The following is a 22,560-nucleotide window of genomic DNA, read 5'->3' as shown; positions in this document are numbered from 1 at the left end:
AGTTATCAGATTTGAGTTTTCAGTTCACTGATTACTGTTCACTGAAAACACTTCCTAATTCATAATTCATAATTCCCCACTGGGCTCTCTTATTCTTTGTGTGATAAGTTTAACTTATATAGTAGTGATCGATCTCTGTGTCCTTTGTGTCTCTGTGATTCCTTCCACTCACTCGCCCGCAAGACTGTATCTTAGAATACATTTTACCCACCAAACCTGGGAGAGCCCCCACTGATTACTGATTACTGCTCACTGATAACTAAAATGGCCGATTTTGAACTACAGCAACAGGTCAAAAGATTACATCGACTGACGGTATGGGGTCGTTGGTTGTTTGTGTTGGGTTGTTGGTTAGGGATTGGTTCGGCTAGTTTATGGGTTTTACGCGATGATATAGCCTTAATGCGGCAGTATTTTACTTGGACAGCCGTAAGATACGCTTTAGCTTTCAATTACTGGCCTTCTATCGGTCTAGCCTTTTGTGTTGCCATTACAGGAGCAGTATTAGTCTGGCAAAGTCGCAACATTATTTTAGGACTTTCCCCCAGAGAAAAACTGCGCTTAGAGCAACGGGTGCAGAAAATTCGGGACAAAGGGCCGCATCATCCCCTCTGGCGCTGGATCTTAAAAAGCAGGGAAAAAGACTTACAATGATAAAGCTTTGCTGAAAGCTGACGGCTAGAACCCCCACTAGATATAATTCTTTACGCAACAACTCTTGACTTTTGAATCCACTTATGACCGTGACTCCCCAAGCTCCTCCGAAAACTCGCCGCGTAGTTTTTCCCTTCACCGCTATTGTCGGCCAGGAAGAAATGAAATTATCCCTAATGCTCAACGTCATCGACCCCAAAATTGGCGGGGTGATGATTATGGGGGATCGAGGTACGGGAAAATCGACCACAATTAGGGCTTTAGCCGACCTTTTACCGGAGATTGACGTAGTTGCTAACGATCCCTTTAATTCTGACCCCAATGATCCCGATTTAATGAGCGATGAGGTGCGGCAAAAGGTGGACGAGGCCATCCCGTTGACCATTGCCAAGAAAAAAGTCACTATGGTAGATCTGCCCCTCGGTGCGACGGAGGATCGGGTCTGTGGCACGATTGACATCGAAAAGGCCCTGTCAGAAGGGGTAAAAGCTTTTGAACCCGGTTTGCTGGCCAAAGCTAACCGCGGCATTCTCTATGTGGATGAAGTCAATTTACTTGACGATCACCTCGTCGATGTGCTATTGGATTCGGCCGCTAGTGGTTGGAATACGGTGGAACGGGAAGGAATTTCCATCCGTCACCCGGCCCGGTTTGTTTTGGTGGGATCGGGCAACCCAGAAGAGGGAGAATTGCGCCCACAACTGCTCGATCGCTTTGGAATGCACGCCGAGATTCACACCGTCAAAGAACCCCCTCTACGGGTCAAAATCGTGGAACAGCGTGCGGAATTTGATGGCAATCCGATCTCGTTTTTAGAGAAATATAACTTAGAACAGGAAGAACTGCAAAGAAAGCTCGTGGAGGCCCAAAATCTTTTGCCTTCTGTGGAGCTTGATTATGATCTGCGGGTGAAAATTTCCGAGGTTTGTTCCGAGTTGGACGTGGATGGATTGCGCGGCGATATCGTTACCAATCGCGCCGCTAAAGCTCTGGCCGCTTTGGAAGGACGGACAACTGTGACGGTAGATGATATCCGTCGGGTAATTGTTCTCTGTTTACGTCACCGTTTGCGGAAAGATCCGCTAGAATCGATCGATTCTGGTTATAAAGTCTTGAAAGCTTTTAATCGCGTCTTTGGATTAGAAGAAAATTCCTAAATCTAATTCACCCTCTCTGCGAAGAGAGGGTTTTTGACTGGATTTAGAGATGAAGGACAAAAAGGGCTAGATGTGGCCAAATAAGCTAGAATTTTATCGATCGCTGTTATTCTCTGGGGGAATGTCCATGTGGGTTGAAAGTATAAAACTCGAAAACATTAAATGCTTCCAGAATCAAGAGATTAAATTTATTAGTAATCCCAATAATCAACGTCATTGGCGCGCTAAACCTTATCATTGGATCACTTTATTGGGAGAAAATGGAGTAGGAAAAAGCACGATTTTACAGGCTTTGGCTTTACTGCTCGCGGGACCAGAAGCAGCCAAAGAATTATTACCACGTCCGACTGGTTGGATATGTAATCCCAAGACACCGGGTAAATTAACCGCAGTGCTTCATCAAGAAGATGGGGATGCGGGAAAATTTGGTACGGATAAAACTCGAAAAACTTTTGCTTATTCCTATTTTGTTACAGGCAAGGAAAGGTTAGAATTAGGAGGCAGTAAGGACAAACAAACTTATACAGAACCAGCATTAATCGAAGAAAATACTAAAATTTTAAGTTGGTTGCGAGCCAATGCTTTTGCCTCCGATAATCATGGTTGGTTTGCCGTCGGTTATGGAGCTTTCCGTCGTTTGACACGAGTGAGTCAAGTGATTATTCCTAGTCTTGAACCTCCGAAACGCTCTAGCAACTTTTTCAGCCAATTTAATGAGGATACATCTTTAAGTTCTTTTGAGAGATGGATGGTGTATTTAGATTATCGAATAGCCAAAAATCCCACAGATATTCAAGCCAAACAAATGAAAAAAATCGGCGAAGAAGCAATTACTAAACTGTTACCCGGTAATGTAGAAATTGCTGAAGTAACTGCCGATGGCTTGATTCAGTTTCTAGTTAACGGTCAAAAAGTTCCAACCATTAGTTTATCCGATGGTTTTCGGAGTATGATTGCTTTAGCTGGGGATTTAATTTGGCGATTATTACAATCCTTCCCCAATCTAGATAACCCCACAGAGGCTTCTGGAGTCGTCTTAATCGATGAGTTAGATATTCATTTACATCCTTCTTGGCAAAGGGAAATTGCTGGATGGTTACAGGAAGTTTTTCCCAAGCTTCAATTCTTTGTCGCTACTCATAGTCCTTTAATCGCTGCCGGTGCAGGGCCAAATTCTTTAACCCTACGAATCGATCTGGTAGCGGGTGAATTAGAGATTGTAGAAATTCCTTATTTAGAATTAGCGGCTAATGTTGATCGTACTTTAACAAGTGATGCTTTTGGTCTGAAATCAACCTATCCCACTGAGACAGAAAATAAAATTAAGCGTTACCACCAACTAAATCGTAAAAATAAAAATCTGGCAGCAGAAGAAAAGGAAGAATATGAACAACTGTCATTATTTGTTGGAGAAGTTAAACCCTTTGGCGAAATTAGTCAACCTAATAGTTTAGAATCCCGAATTGATGCCTTACTAGAGGAGCGTTTATCTTGATTCCTGTCACCAGAATATCAGAGCCACGCGTATTAGCTAAAAATGCCGCTCGTTGGCTAGAGGCTTTAGAATCAATAAAATCAAACAACAAGGCAACTAAAGCTCAAATTAACCAAGCACAAAATAAATACAGTCATCCGCAAGTTAAAGACGCATTAGTTAAAATGTTTAATGGGAAATGCGCTTACTGTGAAAGTAAGATTACAGTGGTAACTTACGGAGCGATCGAACATTTTTATCCAAAAAGCCAGTATCCTGATCTGACTTTTACTTGGGAGAATTTACTGCTTTCTTGTGATAAATGTAATGATGCCAATCACAAAGGCACAAATTTTCCTCTCGATGATATCACAGGAAATCCTCTGTTAATAGACCCCACGGATGGAGTAACCGATCCGAATACACATCTTGAATTTATTTGGGATGAAATGGCAAAATTGGCCAGTGTTTATGGTCGGGATCGGCGTGGTCAAATTGTTGAAGATTTGTTCGATCTCAATGGTATGCGTGGACGAAAAGAATTAATTAACTATCGTAGTCAATATATTAAAAGATTGTTAGCATTATTACGTTTAGCAAAACAAGGAGACTCGGAGGCTTTATCTTTACTGCAAGAAGCTTGTCAACCGGGAGCGGAATATTATGCTTTTGCTAGTATTTATATACTGCCTCATTTGCCTCCCTAAAACTAAGGGTAATTATTATCTACAGTCTGAAAAACAAAATTTATCGCTTATTATTCTCACCTTACTTGCTATTTATGTCTCGTCCTGTTGTTTATTTTGCTGTTACTAATCATGGTTTTGGCCATGCCGTCCGCAGTGCTTCGGTGGTAGCTAATATTATTGAACTTAATCCCGAAATTTTGCCGATATTAGTCACCACGGCCCCGCGCTGGTTATTAGATTCCTATATATCCGGAGAATATATTCAAAGACATCGGGGGTTTGATGTGGGAGTAATCCAATCGGATAGTTTAACGATGGATAAATTAGCTACTAAAGAAAAATTAGAACAAATAATTGCTCAATCAAGGGCAATTATTGCCAGTGAAGTTAATTTTATTAAAACTAATCGTGTGGGTTTAGTTGTGGCAGATTTACCGCCTTTAGCGGCACTAATTGCCAAAAGTGCGGGGCTTCCTTGTTGGATGATCGGTAACTTCGGCTGGGATTTTATCTATCGTGATTGGGGTGAAGAATTTGCCAGTATTAGTGATTGGATCAGTCGTTGTTATAATCAATGTGATCGCTTATTTAAACTGCCTTTAGCAGAAGCGATGACAGCATTTCCTCACGTTACAGAAGCAAATTTAACCGGGGGTACACCCCGCTACAGTGAAGAACAATTGCGACAGGAATTTAAGCTAAATGCCCCCAAAGAAAAAACTATTTTATTGAGTTTTGGGGGGTTAGGATTAGAAGCAATTCCATATAATAACCTCGCCAGTTTTCCCGATTGGCAATTTATCACTTTTGAAAAAAACGCGCCCGAATTGCCCAATTTAATCCGCCTACAGGATCAATCAGATCGGACCTATCGTCCCGTGGATTTTATGCCCCTGTGCGATCGAATTATTTCCAAACCGGGATATAGTACCTTTGCCGAGGCTTTAAAATTAGAGGTTCCGATTGTTTCTCTGATGCGAGAAGGTTTTGCCGAATCAGCGATTTTATTGGCTGGAATCCAAGATTATAGTGATCATCAAATTATTAGCAGTGAAGAATTTTTTCAAGGTAATTGGGACTTTTTACGCCAAGCTCCCCAACCGCCCAGATTAAAGGTTAAACTGGCTAAAGATGGTGCAGAATCGATAGCGAGAGCTATCGTAGAATACTTTGAGAGGCAATAGTAATGATTAACTTAGCCAATTTAACCTCGGATTATTAAGTAGGTAGGCGTTAAAAATTATCAGACACCCCCCTTATCAAGGGGGGATTGAGGGGGGATCCCCCCGCCTATCGGCACCCCCCTTATCAAGGGGGGCAGGGGGGATCGAACCTAAAATCCATTTTTAATTTAATTATAACCAGCTACTTAGCGGTAAATTTAGTTATCGGTCAGCCGTCCCTTGTTTATTTAACAAAGTCCTAGAAACCAGCCAAATTACCGCGCTATTTTTTGACAATCACATTCGGGATAATCAGGGCAGTATCAGCCTCGAAATCGTCAAAAATACCGAATAACCCCCGGGTAAAGTTGAAGACGAACCTGAGCAGAGAACCGGGGAGACAGAAACAAGATCGGGCAGAAAGCCGATACTTGTTACAATAGTTTACAAATCACCCTGCCCCGCCACCGAACTATGTCCGAACAGATGATCTCCCCAGAGACGCAAACCCCAGAACCGATTACTGTTGAAGTGCAGCCCGTCCATATTCCCGAAGAACATCGGGAAGATATTGGCCCCATGGATGACAACGTAGCCGAGAGTTGGCGCTACAATCCCCAAGTTATTAACGACTATTACCGTCGGCGACCTCTAGACGTTGTGGGGAGATTAATCGAAATTGCCCTGCCGGTTTTATCTTTTGTCATCGGTATCTGGTGGGATAAACTGCGGGGAAAATCGCCGAAAAATGAAATTAGACGGGCCGTACAATTGCGGGAAATGTTGACCAAATTGGGACCAACCTATATTAAAATCGGTCAAGCTCTCTCTACCCGGCCTGATTTAGTACCGCCTTTATATTTAGAAGAATTAACCACTCTCCAGGATCAAATTCCCTCTTTTCCTAACGAAATTGCCTATCGTTTTATCGAAGAAGAATTAGGTTATTCTCCTGAAGAAATTTATGCAGAATTATCCCCCAATCCCATAGCGGCCGCTTCCCTAGGACAAGTTTACAAAGGTAAATTAAAAACCGGAGAGAGAGTCGCCGTTAAAGTACAGCGTCCCGATTTGATTCGCTGTATAACTTTAGATGTGTATATCATGCGTAGTTTGGCGAGTTGGGCGAAAATTAATGTTAAAAGACTTCGCTCCGATTTAGTGGCAATTACCGACGAATTAGCCAGTCGCATTTTTGAAGAAATTAATTATCTTCACGAAGGACAAAACGCCGAAAAATTCGCTCAACTTTATGGTCATATTGCCGAAATTTACATCCCCAAAATCTACTGGAAATATACCGGGAGACGGGTTTTAACCATGGAGTGGGTGGACGGCACAAAATTAACTAATATCAAAGAAATTCAGTCCCAGGGTATTGATGCCACCCACTTAGTTAATGTGGGGGTGCAGTGTTCTTTGCGTCAATTACTTGAACACGGATTTTTCCATGCGGATCCCCATCCGGGTAATTTATTAGCGACTCCCGACGGTAAATTAGCTTATCTTGATTTCGGCATGATGAGCAATATTGAACCCTATCAACGCTACGGTTTAATCGAAGCGGTGGTGCATTTAGTCAACCGGGATTTTGAGTCTTTGGCCAAGGATTACGTTAAGTTAGACTTCCTGTCACCAACTACCAATTTAGAGCCAATTGTTCCCGCTTTTTCGGAAGTTTTCGGTAATGCTTTGGGGGCGAGTGTGGCAGAATTAAACTTTAAAAGTATCACCGATAAAATGTCGGCGATGATGTATGAGTTTCCCTTTCGAGTTCCTGCCTATTATGCCCTGATTATTCGCTCGATGGTGACTTTAGAGGGAATAGCGATTGGCATCGATCCTAATTTTAAGGTACTGAGTAAAGCCTATCCTTATATTGCTAAACGTCTGCTCACCGATCCTTCCACGGAGTTGCGAGATTCCCTGCGAGATTTATTGTTTAAAGACGGTACTTTTCGCTGGAATCGTTTAGAAAATCTCTTGCGTAATGCTAAAGATTCTAATGATTTTAACTTCGAGAAAGTGACCGATCAAGCGTTAGATTTTCTCCTTTCAGACAGGGGTATATTTATCCGCGAAAAATTAGTTAATGAGTTAGTCAATGCGCTCGATAACTTCGGCCGTCGCACTTGGTTTAATCTCACAGTTAATTTCCGGCAACAGGTGGGTTTAGCGGTACAAGAAACTCCCCCAGAATTGTTAGGTGATGCCAAGAGTTTTGAGCATCTTCGCAACATCTTTACTATTTTACAAGAAACGAAAGGATTCGATGCCATGGCTATGGTGCCAGTGATGACTAAACTAATCGCTAAACCAGAAACCCAACAGATGGGACAAAAAATTGCTGAAGGTTTACTGCAAAAATCCCTAGCGCGTTTAATTCGTTACTTAGTTCTCGAATTTGATAGACCAAATCATCAGCAAAATGGAGAATTATCGAAAGCTTTACCCGCTGCCGATTAACCTCTGTTCGGTCAATAAATGCCGTGAAATAAATTTCACGGCTCCGAGAAAAACGTTAAACTGTTTTTAAAGTTTTTTTATCCTAACTGGTTAACGGGGTTTAAAGGTGACTTGTAAACCGTCGCGAGGATGGGGAGTGGGGATAGTGGTGAGGGTGAGATCTTGATTAGGGAGTAATTGCCAATCGTATTTTTCTACTAAACGGACGGCTAAAATTTTCATCTCTAAACGAGCGAATTCCTTGCCTATACATTCGCGTAATCCCGCACCAAAGGGGATATATCCGTAGGGTTTTTCCTCGGCTAAAAAGCGATCGGGATCGAAGGTTTCAGGATGGGAATAAATATTATTATCTTTATGGGTATTGCTGATTTGATACTGCACTACCCATCCTTTCGGCAAATGATAACCGTTAAATTGACAGTCTTCTATTACCCGACGGAATCCTCCTCCCACGGGGGGAGTAAAACGTAAAACTTCCTTTAAAACGCGATCTAAATAGGTCATCTGTTTGAGGGTATCAACGCTTAAAGGAGTGGATAGATCAAAATTAGTTATTTCCTCAAGGACAAGCTGAAAAATATCGGGATGCAGTGCCATTTGTAGGCAGAAAGTGGCGATAGCAGAGGTTAAAGTTTCATGACCAGCAAAGAGTAATAATAGCACTTGATCCTTTAATTCCGCTAGGGATAAACTTTGACCGTTTTCGTCTTTAGCTTGTAAAAGGATAGCCAGAGCATCCTGGCCTAAGTCATCATTTTTTTTTCTTTCTAAAATGATAGTTTCTATGGCTTCCAGTAATTCTTCTCGACAGCGTAATGCTTTGCCGAAAGCTGTCCAGGGAAGGGGAATGGGAAGGGTAAATAGTCCCGCACACCAAGTATCAAAAGCTTCTCCTAATTTGGTAGCAGAACCATCGTCAAGACCGACAAATAATTTACAGGCGATATCGAGAGTATAGTTTCTTAATTCAGGATACCATGACAGGGTTGTTGCGGTTTGCCAACGCTCTAAATAGTGAGCGGTAATTGTTTCTACCGTAGGGATATAACTTGCTAGGGAGCGGGGTTGAAAAGCTTGATAGATTAAACGACGACGGGAAGCGTGAACATCTCCCGTATGCACCGCTAAAGATGCGCTGCCGAGGAGAGTTTTGGTACTTTTAGGCCAAGTTGCCGCAAAGTATTTATTCTCGTTGCTGAGGAGAAAACGGTTAGCTTCGGTACCGGATAAAATAATCGTGGGACTGCCAAAAATATGAGTACGGAAAAGTTGACCATATTTATTATGACGTTTACTGGCAAAATCCCCATCGGTCAAAAAAGCGATTGTTTCTCCTAATAGGGGTAATCCGAAACTGCCGGGGGGTAAGGGTAGATCTTTGCTTATAGTCATCGCTGCCTCTAGGGTAAAACTAATCAGTTGCCGTCGATTAACCCTGTTTATTTTAACCTAAAGCACTGGAGAATTCATCCCCTAATCTAGCCTAGCAATTAGCGATCGCACTTGGCAGCGGTAAGCACCTAAGCAAAATTAATTACACATCTCACCAGTCAACAGTAAGAATTGCCGCCAATTGACATTTTTTAAGATCACCGCCATAATTAGGGCTTGCTCAATAAATGTGAAAACCTTGTTGGGTAAGACTTTTAGACTTTTTGGTTTCCAAAAAGTACCAGATATGGGAGTGATCGGGTGGAAAATTCCGGGACTTTTTCCCTGAAAATTAGGTAATTGACCCCCTCAAAATCGCTAAAACCCTACACCCTACACCCTACACCCCACACCCTGCCCCCACCGAAAAACTTTTTGCCGCAAACCCTAATTAGCCTTTGCTAATAGTAATTCGCGGCAAACGATGCTTAAAACCGCAGAGAATCTCCCAGGATATCGTACCTAAATCCCGCGCCCAATCGTCGGCGGTGATGCACTGCGGGCCGTCTTTACCGATAAGTGTGACGATTTCCCCTGTTTTTACCTCTGGAATCTCGCTCACGTCAATCATTAACTGATCCATGGTTATCGCGCCGATTTGGGGTACTAAACGTCCTCTCAGGGATACTTTTAAACGATTGGAGAGATTGCGGGGAATTCCATCGGCGTAACCGATACCGACCACAGCAATACGAGTATCTTTTGCGGCTATGTACTGATGACCATAACTCACTCCGGAGCCGGCGGCAATGGTTTTGACTTGGGCAATGCGCGCTTTTACTTGTAGCACCGGTTGCAAAGGGACTTTATCGGTGAGATGATCGGCGGGATAAAGACCGTAGAGAGCTAATCCGACTCTAACTCGATCGTAGTGCAGAGATCGATCGCTTAGGGTAGCGGCAGAGTTGGCTAAATGCAGACAGGGGGGATGATAACCTTTTGATCTTAACTCGGCGATCGCTTGTTGGAATCTTTGCCGTTGTAACTGCATGATCTCGGGATTGGGATCGTCAGCTGTGGCAAAATGGGAGTATATACTGGCAATTTTCAGGTTAGGAGCCTCTAAAACCTGTTCGACGAATTTTGTGCCGTTTTGCCATGGTGTACCTAAGCGAGACATCCCCGTATCTAGTTTGATATGAACCGGCAGCCGCTGTTCTAAGCGTCTCATCACGGTGGCAAAAATTTGTACCTGTTCGATTTGCACCAGGGTGGGTTGCAATTGCCAATGGGCTAAGGCTGCCACTTCTTCCGGGGTGTTCACTGCTCCTAAAATCATAATTGGGGCAACGATTCCCGCTTCGCGTAGTTCGATACCTTCCCCGATAGTCGCGATGGCTAAAGACTGCGCTCCAGCTTCTAAAACGCTGTTAGCCACCTTAACTGCCCCGTGTCCGTAAGCATCGGCTTTAATTACCGCCATTAGTTCCGTTTTTGGGGCTAATAAGGCCTTGACTTTTCGCACGTTTTGTTGTAAGGCCGATCGATCAATCTCTACCCAAGCACGATAGCGAATTACTTCCGACAATTGATAATCATGACGGTTTTTGGGCGGATTGATAATTTTTGGTTCGATGCTAAACGTCACTCGCTCACTCCTTTGCACGCATAACCCAATTTATCACAGATGTCGGGGTGAAGACCCTCGTACTGACGGGATGAAACCCCGACCAATATAAAACAGCGAAGCACGATTAAATCCTTGACAGTTTAGCCTTGCATAGCTTACCATAGTAAATATAGTTTGATAAGCAAAATGTTAAAAGCATTCAAGTACAGAATCTATCCGACAAGCGAACAATCAGTTTTGCTCGCCAAGTCGTTTGGCTGTGCTAGATGGTTTTACAATTACGCTCTAAACTTAACATCCGAAACTTACAAGCAAACTGGAAAAGGATTAAGCAGAAACGAAATAATTAAGCAGCTGCCTTCCCTAAAAAAAGAGTATGAGTGGTTAAGCGAAGTACCATCGCAGGTATTACAACAAGCAGCTTTAAATCTTTCTAGTGCTTTCCTTAACTTTTTTGAAGGTCGAGCTAAATATCCTAACTTCAAGAAAAAGCAAAATAGGCAGTCGATTAGATTTCCTCAGCACTGTAAGTTAAAAAATGATGTTCTGGTATTACCTAAAATTGGTGAAGTCTATTGCCAAGTTTCACGGCCACCAGAGGGAGACTTAAAGTCTGTTACGGTTTCAGTTAATCCATCAGGAGAATATTTCGCATCTTGTCTTTATGATGATGGTCAGGATTTACCCGAAAAATTAACAGAAGGAAAAGCTGTTGGGATAGACGTTGGACTAACCCATTTTGCTATTACATCAGATGGGACTAAACACGGGAATCCTCAATACTATCGTAAGTACGAACAGAGATTAGCGAGGAGACAGAAGAAACTTAATCGCAAGCAAAAAGGGTCTAACAACCGAAATAAAGCTAGAGTTAAAGTTGCTAAAGTTCACGCTAAAATTGTTCGTTGTCGTGAAGATTTTCTGCACAAACTAAGTCGTAAATTAGTTGACGAAAACCAAGTCATAGTGGTAGAAAATCTGGCAGTCAGAACCATGGTCAAAAACCAGAAACTAGCCAAATCAATTAGTGATGCTGGTTGGGGTCAATTCTGTACCATGTTAAAATACAAGGCTGAATGGGAAGGAAAAATCTATATAGAAGTTGACAGATTTTTTCCTAGCTCTAAGACTTGTAGTAACTGTTTAAATCGTCTGGATAGTTTAAGCTTAGATATTCGTAGTTGGCAATGTCCTAAGTGTGGAGAAACCCACGATAGAGATATCAATGCCGCTAAGAATATTCGAGACGAAGGTTTACGAATTTTGGCGGTAGGGCATACCGCTACTGCTTCTGGAGGGAGAGTAAGACCAAGTAAAGGCACTGCTTTTGCAAGGCATCTCCCCGTGAACGAAGAATCCCTCGCATGAGTGCGATGGGAGTGTCAAACCAAAAGAAAACCGAGAGGGCTAGGAAAAAAGCCGGAAACTCCTCTGGATTTCCTCCTTTTTCCAGGCGGAATCTAGGCTTTAAGATGAATGGGATGTTAGGAAGTTCCCGAAAAAATTGGCAGTTAGGGTTATAAAGTCTAGAAACTAAGTACCTAAAAGCTTTTAGCTTAACCAATTAGGTTTTAGATTCGATCGAGTGACAAGAAAGTAGCGAAGTTTTCACCTAACACTATCTCAGTGGTTGTACAGAAGTGAAGTTAACTATAGGGTAAGGAATGCCAAAAAGCCTAGACTTAAGATAAAATTATATCCAACCACATGCAGTATAGGAGTTGACCCAATGTCTAACGAAACTGTTACTTATTCCCTAGAAGCTGTCCTAACCAGGATTGAGGGGAAGATTGACAAGATTGATGAGCGCTTGACAAAAGTAGAAATAGGATTAACCGATCTCAAAGGGGATATTAAAGTGTTAGACGAGAAAATCGAAGGCATCGACAATCGGCTAAAATCAGTGGAAGGAACCCAAAAAAATCAGGTCTGGACATTGATCATCCTTTTGGGGAGTGCCATTTTTACGGCCGGATGGAAAGTATTTTTTTCCAGTAATATCTGATCTTTCTAATTCTCAACAAGACTACAGTTAACCGCTCCTGAAAGAAAATTTTCTTAAAGCCTAGACTTAAGATAAAATTATATCCAACCGGATGCAGTATAGGAGTTGACCCAATGTCTAACGAAACTGTTACTTATTCCCTAGAAGCTGTCCTCACAAGGATTGAGGGAAAGATCGACTCGCTTGAGAAGCGGGTTAACGAAAGATTTGACAAGGTAGAAGATCGGTTAACCAAACTAGAAATAGGATTAACCGATCTCAAAGGTGATATTAAAGTGTTAGACGAGAAAATCGAAGGCATCGACAATCGGCTAATATCGGTAGAGGGAACCCAAAAAAATCAGGTCTGGACATTGATTATCCTTTTGGGAAGTGCCATTATTACGGCTGCTTGGAAAGTATTTTTTTCCAGTAATATCTGAGTTCTCTAATTCTCAACAAGACTACAGTTAATCGCTCCTGAAAGAAAATTTTCTTAAAGCCTAGACTAAGATAAAATTATATCCAACCAGATGCAGTATAGGAGTTTAGCCAATGTCTAACGAAACTGTCACTTATTCCCTGGATGTCGTCCTTAAAGAAATTAAAGACAGTATCAAGGAAGTTAGTCAAAAATTCGATAAGATTGATGAACGCTTGACAAAAGTAGAAATAGGAATAGCTGATCTCAAAGGGGATATTAAAGTGTTAGACGGGAAAATCGAAGGCATCGACAATCGGCTAATATCGGTAGAGGGAACCCAAAAAAATCAGGTCTGGACATTGATTATCCTTTTGGGGAGTGCCATTATTACGGCTGGGTGGAAAGTATTTTTTTCCAGTAATATCTGATCTCTCTAATCCTCAACAAAACTACAGTTAACCCAACACAAAAGGATAAAACCTTGTTTCTGGTTGACCAGATTTCCTCATTGCTTATTTACCAATACAAAAACGGCTAAAAATGCGATCGAGTACCGATTCAGTCACTTCTTCGCCGGTAATTTCTCCTAAGGATTGAATGGCAGTACGCAGATCGATCGACCAAAAATCAAAAGGTAAATTTTGGTCAATTGTTTTTTTGACCTGTTGCAAAGCAATTTTCGCCGTAGTTAAAGCGGCCGCTTGTCGTTGATTAATGGCTAAATCCAAATTAGCCGCCTGTAATTCTTGATTTTGGACAGCATTAATAATAGTTTTTTCTAAGTCTTCAATACCCTGATTTTGGGCGGCCGACAGCTTGACAACTCGCTTAATTTCTGCTGGGTAAATTACTGTTTCAGGATTGGCTAAATCAATTTTATTAATCACTAAAATTAATCGGCGATCGCTGACAGAGAGATAAATTTCCTCATCTTCCTCGGTCCATCCGGACTCTGCCGAGACGGTTAAGAGAACTAAATCAGCAGACCGGGCCGTTTGACGGGAACGTTCCACCCCAATTTGTTCGACTCGATCGCTGGCCGAGCGAATTCCTGCCGTATCGAGGACTTGTACGGGAATTCCCGCCACAACTAGCTGAGATTCGACGATATCGCGGGTAGTGCCGGGTAAATCGGTGACAATCGCTCGATCGCTCCGACTCCAAGCATTTAACAAACTGGATTTACCCACATTCGGCCGCCCCACGATCGCCACTTTCAGACCACTACGCAGCAATTCCCCGCGCTCGGCAGTAGCTAAAATTAAATTTACTTGACAAAAAACCTGTTCTATGCTATGGAGAACCGCCTCATGATCCAAGGGCGGTAAATCCTCTTCAAAGTCAATACGGGCCTCAATTTCAGCCAAAATATCGAGACAGGTGGCGCGCAAATGGCGGATCGGTTGAGCGAGTTTCCCCTGTAAACCGGCGAGGGCAAATTGTGCCGCTTGGGGAGAACGCGCCCCAACGAGATCGACGACGCTTTCGGCTTGAGTTAGGTCAATTCTGCCGTTAAGAAAGGCACGCAGGCTAAATTCCCCCGCTTGGGCCAAACGCGCCCCATTTTCTAGACATAACTGTAACACCTGTTGTACGGGCATAATGCCGCCATGACAGTGAAATTCCACCACATCCTCGCGGGTGAAAGAGCGGGGCGCTAACATGAGCAACAGCAAAGCTTCATCGATAATTGCTTGACTTTGGGGATGTCGGATATAACCGTAGAGAAGACGATGACTTTGCCATTTTTGACGATTGGGGCTATGAAAAAGGCAACGAGCGATCGCCACTGCCTCACTACCGGATAAACGGACAATACCGATGCTACCCTGTTCTGGAACGATCGCCGTAGCGATGGCGGCGATCGTATCCCCTGTGTTTAACATCTCTTAATCACTCCTTGCTAAAATTGAAGTCGGTATCAATTTTGTCAGCATTTATGCCCGAAAATATGCGCTCACGGTCATTAAAAGCGAGAAAAAGCCGCAAATATTCGAGTAATCGCTTACTGCGATTTTTGCGCTATTGGTATATTCGCTTAATGCGATTACAAGGACATCCTAGGGAAATTGCCAGGGGTTTTGCCTTGGGAGTTTTTTCGGGATTTTTCCCGTGGATGGGCCTTCAAATCATCATCGCTATCTTTTTAGCTACCCTATTTCGTGCCAACAAAATTGCCGCTGCTGCGGGTACTTATATCAGCAATCCCGTGACCGATCTGCCAATTTTCCTGTTTAATTATAGATTAGGAGAGTTTATTCTTGGTCAAAGCGGGCGAGCGAATTTGGGCGACATTTTTCAAACTAATCAAAGCTTCACCGAAAAGTTAGCTAGTTCTGGCGGCCAATTTCTTTTGACCCTGTTTTTTGGTTGCTTACTATCAGCGACGGTATTTGCTACGATAACCTATTTTGTTAGCTATCGCCTAGTTCATCAACGGTATCACCGGCGACAAACAGGTAGAAAACGCTGATAAATTGTAACCGTTCAGGGGGGGGACGAAATCTGGTAATCTAAGAGGCATGGATGAGAAGCACCTACGGTTGATACCAGGAATTGGCGCAGGGGAGGTAGCCCTGTGAATTCATGACCGAAGCGATTTGCGCCCCTAGGAAAGGCAGTGCTTCTCCTTCTCTGCTGCCCCAGGAGAGTCCTTCCACAGAGTCAATGCCACTGGCGGCTTGACATCCCCCCCCCTGAACGGTTACAATGAGACTATACGCCTTATGTAAGTTAAAAGCTGGAATGGTGTAAACTCTTTCGATAGATTATCTCTCTAGTCGGAGTGTTGGACTCAAACACTTGATACCTGTTAGGTTGTTTTAGCTCGCACCAAGAGTACTACTTTATTAGGTTTCTTACAGGAAATTTTAAAGGTTTGAGCCTTCGGTAAATCTTTCGAGGTAGCCTAGTTATCATATCTCAAAAATAGCTTGAGCGATTTTTTCAGGGGATTTTCCTAGTCTAAAGTAATATCCTCTGAATGTTTATCATGTTACAAATTAAGTGATTTTTACTCATTTCAGTACAATGGCAAAAAATCAAGCCGAATCTATGTCTGATCAGAATCATCAGCAGCCAGATATGGGTGCGAAGAAAACAACGCAGGCTAGGATAGAAGGTCAGGATAATAAGCAAATAAAAACGGGAATTGATCCTAAAATTGATTCGGAAAAACCGTTTAAATATTCGGAGCCAACAGGAAGATTAGGGGAGATAATCCTGCGCTTAATGCCGGTGGGTCTTTTGCTCGGAGGACTGAGTTATTGGGCGATAGTTGGCAAGATTCCGACTCCTGTTCAAGGACGAGCGGTCATTTTGATTCCTCGTTCTATTGTTAATATCGAACCCCGTCAAGGTGGGCGGGTGTTAACCCTCCTGATTCAACCGGGAGATTCTGTCAAAAAAGGGCAATTACTGGCAACTTTAGAGTTTCCTGAATTAGAAACAGAATTAAAAGATAAAAAGGATAGACTAGCAGATCTCAAGCAGCAGGATAAAAGAGTTGACTCTATTGAAGTGAGTCGTCGCCAATTGAATGCAGCCTCAATAGATCGCCAGCAAAAGGCCAATCAGCTTCAGATTAAAGCACTTCAAGTTCAATTATCCAGTAATCAAAAACAGCGAGAAGCCTATCTCTCCCATGCTCGATATCTTAAAAATTTCCAGAACTCAACGGATGAAAGACTAGCCGCCTACGATAAACTTATCGAAGAGGGGGCTGTCGCCAAGCTAGATTTTCCCTCCTATTTATTTCAGTTCAATAATCTAGAGGCTTCTAATAGTATCAATCGCGTCCAAATAGAACTCGACCGCCTGAAGGGGGTTGATGAAAGCCTGCGAGCGCAGATGAACGCATTGACGGCACAGAATAATATACTAAACACAGAAAAACGGCAAATAGACCTGCAAGATACAGCCAGTGATATTCTTCGTTACAATGCGATCGCTGACCAGCAACGAGAGATTAATACGTTAAGAACCACTATTCAAGCCAACAAAAATGTAGTGAGTCTGTACAACGGCCAGATTTTAGACTTATCTGTTAATCCGGGGGAAGTCCTGGCTCCGGGGGGGCGCATAGGTACGTTAGAAGTCTCCAATCTAAAGGCCAAGACCAACGTGGTGGCATTGTTTAAGAGTGGTGATGCCAAACGATTAGAACCGGGCAAGGAAGTAGAAGTCGTTCCCGATCTCTATGATCGCGAACGCTATGGGGGTATCGTCGCTAAGGTAATTACCGTCGATCAGCAGCCGGTAACTGTGGCAGAACTGGCAAATATAGTCGGAAGTCATGAACTCGCCAGCAAGCTGTTTCTGGGTAGAGATGAAGACGATCGCGATAAGCCTATACCCGTCAATGCAAGTGTTATCAAAGCCACTTTAGCCCTGAAGGTTGATCGCAATACACCGAGTGGTTTTTACTGGACCCAAGCCAAGGGAGCGCCCCAAACAATTACCAACGGGACTACCGCAGATGTCCATGCCGTGGTAGAAGAGCGTTCTTTGGTGAGTTATATAACCCCTGCTTTTCGCTGGATTACAGGGGTGTACGATCGTTAACCACAATCTTGCGAGCGTAAGTAGCTGAAAGAAACAACGACTAGAATAAACGGTTAAACCTAATAAGTAGTCGTGCAAAATTAATTTCCTAGTGAAGATAGGCAAGAGGCAAGAGGCAAGAGGCAAGAGGTGGTTAGATATGTGTAATTAATTTTGCTTAGGTACTTATGGAAAATCCGAAAAGACGTTCTCAATGGTGGACTTGGTGGTTTAAGTGGTGGATTATCGCCGCAGCCTTTGTTTTAGTCATCTTGATCCATAGTGAGCCTCCTCAGCTTTGGTTTTGGTTGGTGACGTTTTTGGCACTAATTTTATATGGGATTGAGCGAGCGATTAATGGGTAACAATGAGTAGTCGAAAAAGGATATAGAGATACCTTGGACAGTAAAAACGGGCTAATGATCAGACAGGGATTGAAATTTTCCCTGGGTGCTGCTCTCTTAACGAGTTTCTTTTGGCACCGAGGAAATGTATTAGACAACTTTGTCTATCCCGTCTTTGGGTATGTCTCTGTACTGATTGAGCCATCGATGGGAGGTGCGATTGCGGCAGGTTTGGGGCGTTTGGGGGGAAGTGCTTTGGGGGGAATCATTGCCGCTATCCTGGTGAACGCCTACGGAATCCAAGGCTCAAGTTTTTTTGTCATTCCCTCTCTCACCTACATTTTAGCCGCCCTGATCTGTGAAACTTACCGATGGCAAGCCGCTTATTCCCAAGCCACACTACTGGGCGCTTTAATTGCCATGAGAGTGGTAGGAACATCAGCACAACAAGATATCTGGCTCTATTTGCGGTCGCGCCTGATCGATAACTGGATCGGAATCGCTGTGGGAATTGCTGTGGCCTTACTATTTTGGCCCCAGAATACTCGATCCGATCTCAACCGGAACTTGATGGGAATCCTTCAAGATATACCGCGCTTGTTCCAAAAAATCCTCGATCGCTACCTAAAAACTGAGGTCGACGAGCGGGATTATCCTCTTTCTATTGAGCAGAACGAGCTTAACTTACTCAATCAGATTAAAAAATCAACACAAACTAGCCTTTCAATACTCACAAAAGCAACCCATGAATTCGGTAGTGAGAGATTGGTGGCAGAAAATTGGAGTGAAATCTTGGCAATTCAGAACCAATTGACTCGACAATTAGCTGATCTGATGGCTTTTAAGGGCGAAAAGCATGAACAAAATTTAGTGCATCAGTTCAGTGATGAATTAAACCAATTGGCGACTCATCTTACCGACAGCTTTGATAGCTTGAGGGATCTGAGTAACGCCAAAAAAATCTTAGCTACCCCTTACCTTAGAGAATTAGAAGAAGATTTAGGGAATATTGGGGGTAAACTTGATCATCTCCGAACAAGTGGAGAGATTGACCAGTATGATGTTCAAGAATCACTACAGTTTTATCAATTTATTGAACTTGTATCTCGATTTATCCAACAATGCGAGGGATTAGGAGGCAGGATAATCGATAAAACGAAAGTAACTGCAACTTTCAGACGAAGACACCTGATTACCTTTCCCAAATGGGCCCCTATATCCCTAAAACGCCTGAGAGAAATTGTCAGTCTTGGCGTGGTTATTGGTTTGTTACTGGCTATTATTCGTCACATCGAGTTTCCCTATCCTTCTGCTTACGAAAAAGTGGCAGATATTGTGATCATAGGTGCAGTGGTCACTGTCATTCAACCGACAAGGGGGCGAGCGATCGCAATCGGTTGGGCGGCCACTGTTTCCTTGAGTTTGACGATTCTCTGTATTTACCTGTTGGTCAAGTCCTTTGGTTATAATCCTTTTAGTAGCAGTCTGGCTTATTTTTTCGCCTACTTCAGTTGTGCTTGGCTGGGGTTTACGCCCATCGCTCGCATCGGTGCGATTGTAGCAGCCGATGCCATCGGGAAGGATATTTTTCCTTTTTTCGAGCAAGGAATTTGGGCCGCACTGATTTCAGTTCCCGTAGGTGCGTTTCTGGGGGTGTTGCTGACCACTGTATTTATGACAAAATCGGCTACAAACCAACTGGAAACAGATTTTTCTGTGACTTTTAAGAAAATGGGACAGCTATATCAAAAACTGCTGACGGGCTATTTTCAGGATACGATACCACCGTCAGATATCGCCCAACTGAAGCAGGCCATCACAGTGGCGATCGCCCAACATCCAGCCTCGGTTAAGATTGCCAGTCTCGAACAAATTTCCACAGTTTTAGCAACTAAAAACAAAAATTTTTGGAATTTCTCCATGGGCTACGAACAAAAACTCTCGGCTCAACTGGATGCTTTACAAGATGGGCTACAGCAACCGCTTCCTGAACCGATACGACAAAAGTTTTTACCTGAATTACAAGCGATTGCAAAAAAGACTGCGATCGCTTTTGATGAAATTGCTGAGGCGATCGCTGCCCAGGTAATTCTCAACCCACCAAAGTTAGGATTGCTCATCGAAGAAATTGAATCTCTTGAGAAGCAGTTACTGAGCTTGCGGGTTGAGAGTCGAAGTTATCCCTTAAATGAGCTAATCGCCTTTAGCTCGGCTTTTATGACGATGAAAGCCATTGCCAGCAACTTAAATCAAATGAGTCAAGACTTACCTGCCTACACCCAATAGGTAATAGGCAAATATTATCAGCCTGAAGGATCTCTGCTCTCAGGGCTGTATATTCAGTAGTGGATTGTTTCAGCTAATTTGGTGTATTAGAAAAATGCTAGAAATTCTATAATCTAAGACTTTAAGCCGAAATCTATTGCCCTATTTTAGCTGAAACAGTCCACTACAAGATCGGCGATCTGCTATGCAGTGGCTTCGGCATCGCACTTCTTAATGGGATCACAATGCTTTGATCTCAACGATACCGCCCTCAACATTATCCACCTGCAATCGATAACCGTAGAGCATCGCCATTCCGAGCAACGGCTCTGTCTCTGATGCTGCGATATCAACCTCGCGATATTGCCCATCCCAAATGACTGTTGCAGTGTAAAAATCAAACAAGACTCCATGTATCATGAATTCTTCTTTAAGCTCCGCGAACCAAAGTGATACACGGCACGGTGTCCAATCCGAATTCCAAAAGGCTGGGCATCAGGGTTACGCTCAAATAGCCGATTGGTTGCAGCTACGACCGTTTCATCAACCTCAAAATCTCCGGTTTCGATGTCGATCGCGATAATTTTACCCTCATTACCCGCTTCGACTTGCTGCCGAATGCCAGACTCGTAGAGTTCTTTCCCCCGACGAGCCATCTCCTCTTTGCTGTAACGCCTTTGCCGAACTGTCATAGCCTTGCCCCATTGACTGCCTTCTCCATTTTAACCTCAACGATCTCGCTCTTTTGAATTGATAGGGTGTGTTTGGCAATCACTTAATCTTGGCGATCGAATATGATGTAGCCTGTGTTAGCGTTAGCGTAACCCACGGATTTTGAACATTAGATAAGGTGCGTTCACTTCATTAACACACTCTATAAGATCGGCGTGCTGCTACGCAGTGCCTTCGGCATCGCACTCTGTTATGAGTTGATTGATGTTGGGTTTCCTTGGGTCAATCCAACCTACGGGCGAGGCGATCTGCTACGCAGTGCCTTTGGCATCGCACTCATAATAGTTTACGAAATTCTGCGACTGTCAAACCAGCATCTTGAACAATTCCACCCATTGTAAATGCCTTAATTGGATTGTGCCTTGGAAGAGCAACTTGACGCACCCCATCACTCTTGACATCCTCACCGCCGTAAACGGACGGTGATTCCCAAACCTCACGATTTAGGCTTCGGCCGTGAGCTCAGCCGAACGGTTTCTGCTTCTTTCCCTTGCGGGGTTCCGCACCTGCCTTAACAGATTTACTCTGTTCTGGTCATCAGGTCGCTCTACAGACTGACACCGCAAGCCCTGCGGCCAAAATATTTTTACTTGCGTTAATATCTCGGTCATGGTGAGTCCCACAGTCTGGACAATCCCATTCTCGAACATTTAACGGCATTTTCTCAGCAATATACCCACAATTACTACACCTTTTAGAGCTAGGAAACCATCTATCTATTTCGATGTAGTTTCTCCCATACCAACGGCATTTATAGGCTAATTGTCGGGTGATTTCTCCCCAGCTTACATCAGATATTGCCTGAGATAATTTCGGGTTTTTGACCATATTCTTGACGGCTAAATTCTCAACCACAATCGTTTGGTTTTCACGAACTAATTGAGTGGTTAGCTTGTGTAAATGGTCTTTTCTACTATCGGTGATTTGAGCGTGAATTTTGGCTACTTTGATTCTTGCCTTTTCCCGATTCTTTGAGTATTGTTTCTTCCTAGAAAGGCTTTTCCGATGCTCTTCGCAGTCTCCGATAATGCTTTTTAAAATGCTTGGGATTAGATACCTTGTCTCCATCGCTGGTAATCACAAAGCTACTAATTCCTAAGTCAATTCCGATGGCTTTATCTGTTACTGGTAATGGCTTAATTGTTGGGTCATCAAATCTAATTGAAATATGCCAACGTCCAGAAGGATGTAATCTGACTGTTACTGTACTTGGTTCACAGCTTTCTGGTATTTGTCTTGACCATCGAATAGGTAAAGGTTCTGTGCATTTAGCTAAATAGATTTGTTTGTCTTTAATTTTAAAAGCAGACTTAGTAAATTCGGCACTTCCTCCCTGATGTTTTTTCTTAAAGTTGGGATACTTAGTACGACCAGCAAAGAAATTAGTGAAAGCTGTTTGTAAATGTCTTAACCCTTGTTGTAAAGGTACACAGCTTACTTCATTGAGAAAGTTTAATTCTTCTTGCTTTTTCCACTCGGTTAGCATTGAAGAAGTTTGAGCGTAGCCTACTCTTTCTTGCTTTTCATACCAAGCTTGTGTTCTGAGATGGAGTGCCTTATTGTCAACCAATCTTACACAGCCCAAAGTGCGCCGCAATAGCGACTCTTGTTCGGGTGTGGGGTAAAATCGGAACGAGTAGGCTTTTTCCATGTCTCACATTC

Annotated in this window: 18 protein-coding genes and 2 pseudogenes; 14 read left to right on the top strand and 6 right to left on the bottom strand. The window is 43.1% G+C overall.

The annotated features are described in order from the left end of the window. The first annotated feature begins 264 nt into the window (after positions 1-264). The 6 genes from O9334_RS22190 (at position 265) to O9334_RS22165 (ending at position 7,603) form a co-directional block, all read left to right on the top strand. Positions 265-654 (top strand): hypothetical protein, encoded by a 390-nt coding sequence (locus O9334_RS22190; RefSeq protein ID WP_045360019.1) that lies wholly within the window; start codon positions 265-267, stop codon positions 652-654. Positions 655-737: 83 nt separating this feature from the next. Next, a complete protein-coding gene (bchI, locus tag O9334_RS22185) occupies positions 738-1,811 on the top strand; it encodes a magnesium chelatase ATPase subunit I (protein WP_002778711.1) in 1,074 nt (357 codons plus the stop codon). A gap of 70 nt (positions 1,812-1,881) precedes the next feature. Beyond that, on the top strand, positions 1,882-3,306 hold the full coding sequence (locus O9334_RS22180) for an AAA family ATPase (RefSeq protein WP_288002588.1): 1,425 nt from the start codon (positions 1,882-1,884) through the stop codon (positions 3,304-3,306). Further along, a complete protein-coding gene (locus tag O9334_RS22175; protein ID WP_288002587.1) occupies positions 3,303-3,992 on the top strand; it encodes a retron system putative HNH endonuclease in 690 nt (229 codons plus the stop codon). Before O9334_RS22180 ends, O9334_RS22175 begins: the two co-directional genes overlap by 4 nt. 74 nt (positions 3,993-4,066) lie before the next feature. After that, a complete protein-coding gene (locus O9334_RS22170; RefSeq protein ID WP_288002585.1) occupies positions 4,067-5,158 on the top strand; it encodes a glycosyltransferase family protein in 1,092 nt (363 codons plus the stop codon). A gap of 453 nt (positions 5,159-5,611) precedes the next feature. Then, complete coding sequence (locus O9334_RS22165) at positions 5,612-7,603, top strand: ABC1 kinase family protein (protein WP_288002582.1); 1,992 nt, start codon at positions 5,612-5,614, stop codon at positions 7,601-7,603. A 90-nt stretch (positions 7,604-7,693) separates the two neighbouring features. Here the strand turns inward: O9334_RS22165 and O9334_RS22160 are convergent, their stop codons facing one another. Together O9334_RS22160 and alr are read right to left on the bottom strand one after the other, a co-directional pair. Continuing rightward, positions 7,694-8,998: a cytochrome P450 gene (locus tag O9334_RS22160; protein WP_288002579.1), complete on the bottom strand. Its 1,305-nt coding sequence runs from the start codon at positions 8,996-8,998 to the stop codon at positions 7,694-7,696. A 430-nt stretch (positions 8,999-9,428) separates the two neighbouring features. Then, on the bottom strand, positions 9,429-10,625 hold the full coding sequence (gene alr, locus O9334_RS22155) for an alanine racemase (protein WP_288002576.1): 1,197 nt from the start codon (positions 10,623-10,625) through the stop codon (positions 9,429-9,431). A gap of 168 nt (positions 10,626-10,793) precedes the next feature. Between alr and tnpB the strand changes: the two genes are divergently transcribed. The 4 genes from tnpB (at position 10,794) to O9334_RS22135 (ending at position 13,443) form a co-directional block, all read left to right on the top strand. Further along, positions 10,794-11,975 carry an IS200/IS605 family element RNA-guided endonuclease TnpB gene (tnpB, locus tag O9334_RS22150; RefSeq protein ID WP_045360007.1) on the top strand — a complete coding sequence of 394 codons (1,182 nt, stop codon included), beginning with the start codon at positions 10,794-10,796 and terminating at the stop codon, positions 11,973-11,975. A 361-nt stretch (positions 11,976-12,336) separates the two neighbouring features. Then, positions 12,337-12,612, top strand: coding sequence for a hypothetical protein (locus tag O9334_RS22145; protein ID WP_002760168.1), 276 nt, complete (start codon positions 12,337-12,339; stop codon positions 12,610-12,612). A gap of 113 nt (positions 12,613-12,725) precedes the next feature. After that, positions 12,726-13,034 (top strand): DUF4164 family protein, encoded by a 309-nt coding sequence (locus O9334_RS22140; RefSeq protein WP_287658944.1) that lies wholly within the window; start codon positions 12,726-12,728, stop codon positions 13,032-13,034. 112 nt (positions 13,035-13,146) lie between these two features. Continuing rightward, positions 13,147-13,443 carry a polyhydroxyalkanoic acid synthase PhaR subunit gene (locus O9334_RS22135; RefSeq protein ID WP_045360004.1) on the top strand — a complete coding sequence of 99 codons (297 nt, stop codon included), beginning with the start codon at positions 13,147-13,149 and terminating at the stop codon, positions 13,441-13,443. An 84-nt stretch (positions 13,444-13,527) separates the two neighbouring features. Here O9334_RS22135 and mnmE read toward each other — a convergent pair whose 3' ends face one another. Further along, positions 13,528-14,901 carry a tRNA uridine-5-carboxymethylaminomethyl(34) synthesis GTPase MnmE gene (mnmE, locus tag O9334_RS22130; protein WP_288002572.1) on the bottom strand — a complete coding sequence of 458 codons (1,374 nt, stop codon included), beginning with the start codon at positions 14,899-14,901 and terminating at the stop codon, positions 13,528-13,530. A gap of 53 nt (positions 14,902-14,954) precedes the next feature. Here mnmE and O9334_RS22125 point away from each other — a divergent pair, with 53 nt between their 5' ends. The 4 genes from O9334_RS22125 (at position 14,955) to O9334_RS22110 (ending at position 20,187) form a co-directional block, all read left to right on the top strand. Beyond that, a complete protein-coding gene (locus tag O9334_RS22125; protein ID WP_190381124.1) occupies positions 14,955-15,488 on the top strand; it encodes a DUF2062 domain-containing protein in 534 nt (177 codons plus the stop codon). A 557-nt stretch (positions 15,489-16,045) separates the two neighbouring features. Continuing rightward, on the top strand, positions 16,046-17,578 hold the full coding sequence (locus tag O9334_RS22120; RefSeq protein WP_353737881.1) for an NHLP bacteriocin system secretion protein: 1,533 nt from the start codon (positions 16,046-16,048) through the stop codon (positions 17,576-17,578). A gap of 167 nt (positions 17,579-17,745) precedes the next feature. Continuing rightward, a complete protein-coding gene (locus tag O9334_RS22115; protein ID WP_002735384.1) occupies positions 17,746-17,922 on the top strand; it encodes a hypothetical protein in 177 nt (58 codons plus the stop codon). A 54-nt stretch (positions 17,923-17,976) separates the two neighbouring features. Continuing rightward, positions 17,977-20,187, top strand: a complete 2,211-nt coding sequence (locus O9334_RS22110) for a hypothetical protein (RefSeq protein WP_288002565.1) — start codon at positions 17,977-17,979, stop codon at positions 20,185-20,187. 219 nt (positions 20,188-20,406) lie between these two features. Here the strand turns inward: O9334_RS22110 and O9334_RS22105 are convergent. The 3 genes and pseudogenes from O9334_RS22105 to O9334_RS22095 all read right to left on the bottom strand — a co-directional run. Next, positions 20,407-20,574, bottom strand: a pseudogene (locus O9334_RS22105) (clan AA aspartic protease); the annotation flags it as partial. Positions 20,575-20,582: 8 nt separating this feature from the next. Then, on the bottom strand, positions 20,583-20,858 hold the full coding sequence (locus tag O9334_RS22100) for a hypothetical protein (protein ID WP_002776327.1): 276 nt from the start codon (positions 20,856-20,858) through the stop codon (positions 20,583-20,585). A 502-nt stretch (positions 20,859-21,360) separates the two neighbouring features. Next, positions 21,361-22,549 (bottom strand): annotated as a pseudogene (locus O9334_RS22095) (RNA-guided endonuclease InsQ/TnpB family protein). Positions 22,550-22,560 lie beyond the last annotated feature (11 nt).

This window comes from Microcystis sp. LE19-8.1F (assembly GCF_027531715.1).
In the GTDB taxonomy this organism is placed as follows: Bacteria; Cyanobacteriota; Cyanobacteriia; order Cyanobacteriales; family Microcystaceae; genus Microcystis; species Microcystis wesenbergii_A.
Note: the sequence above shows the minus strand (reverse complement) of the source record. Positions and strands in the feature narration are given on the sequence as shown.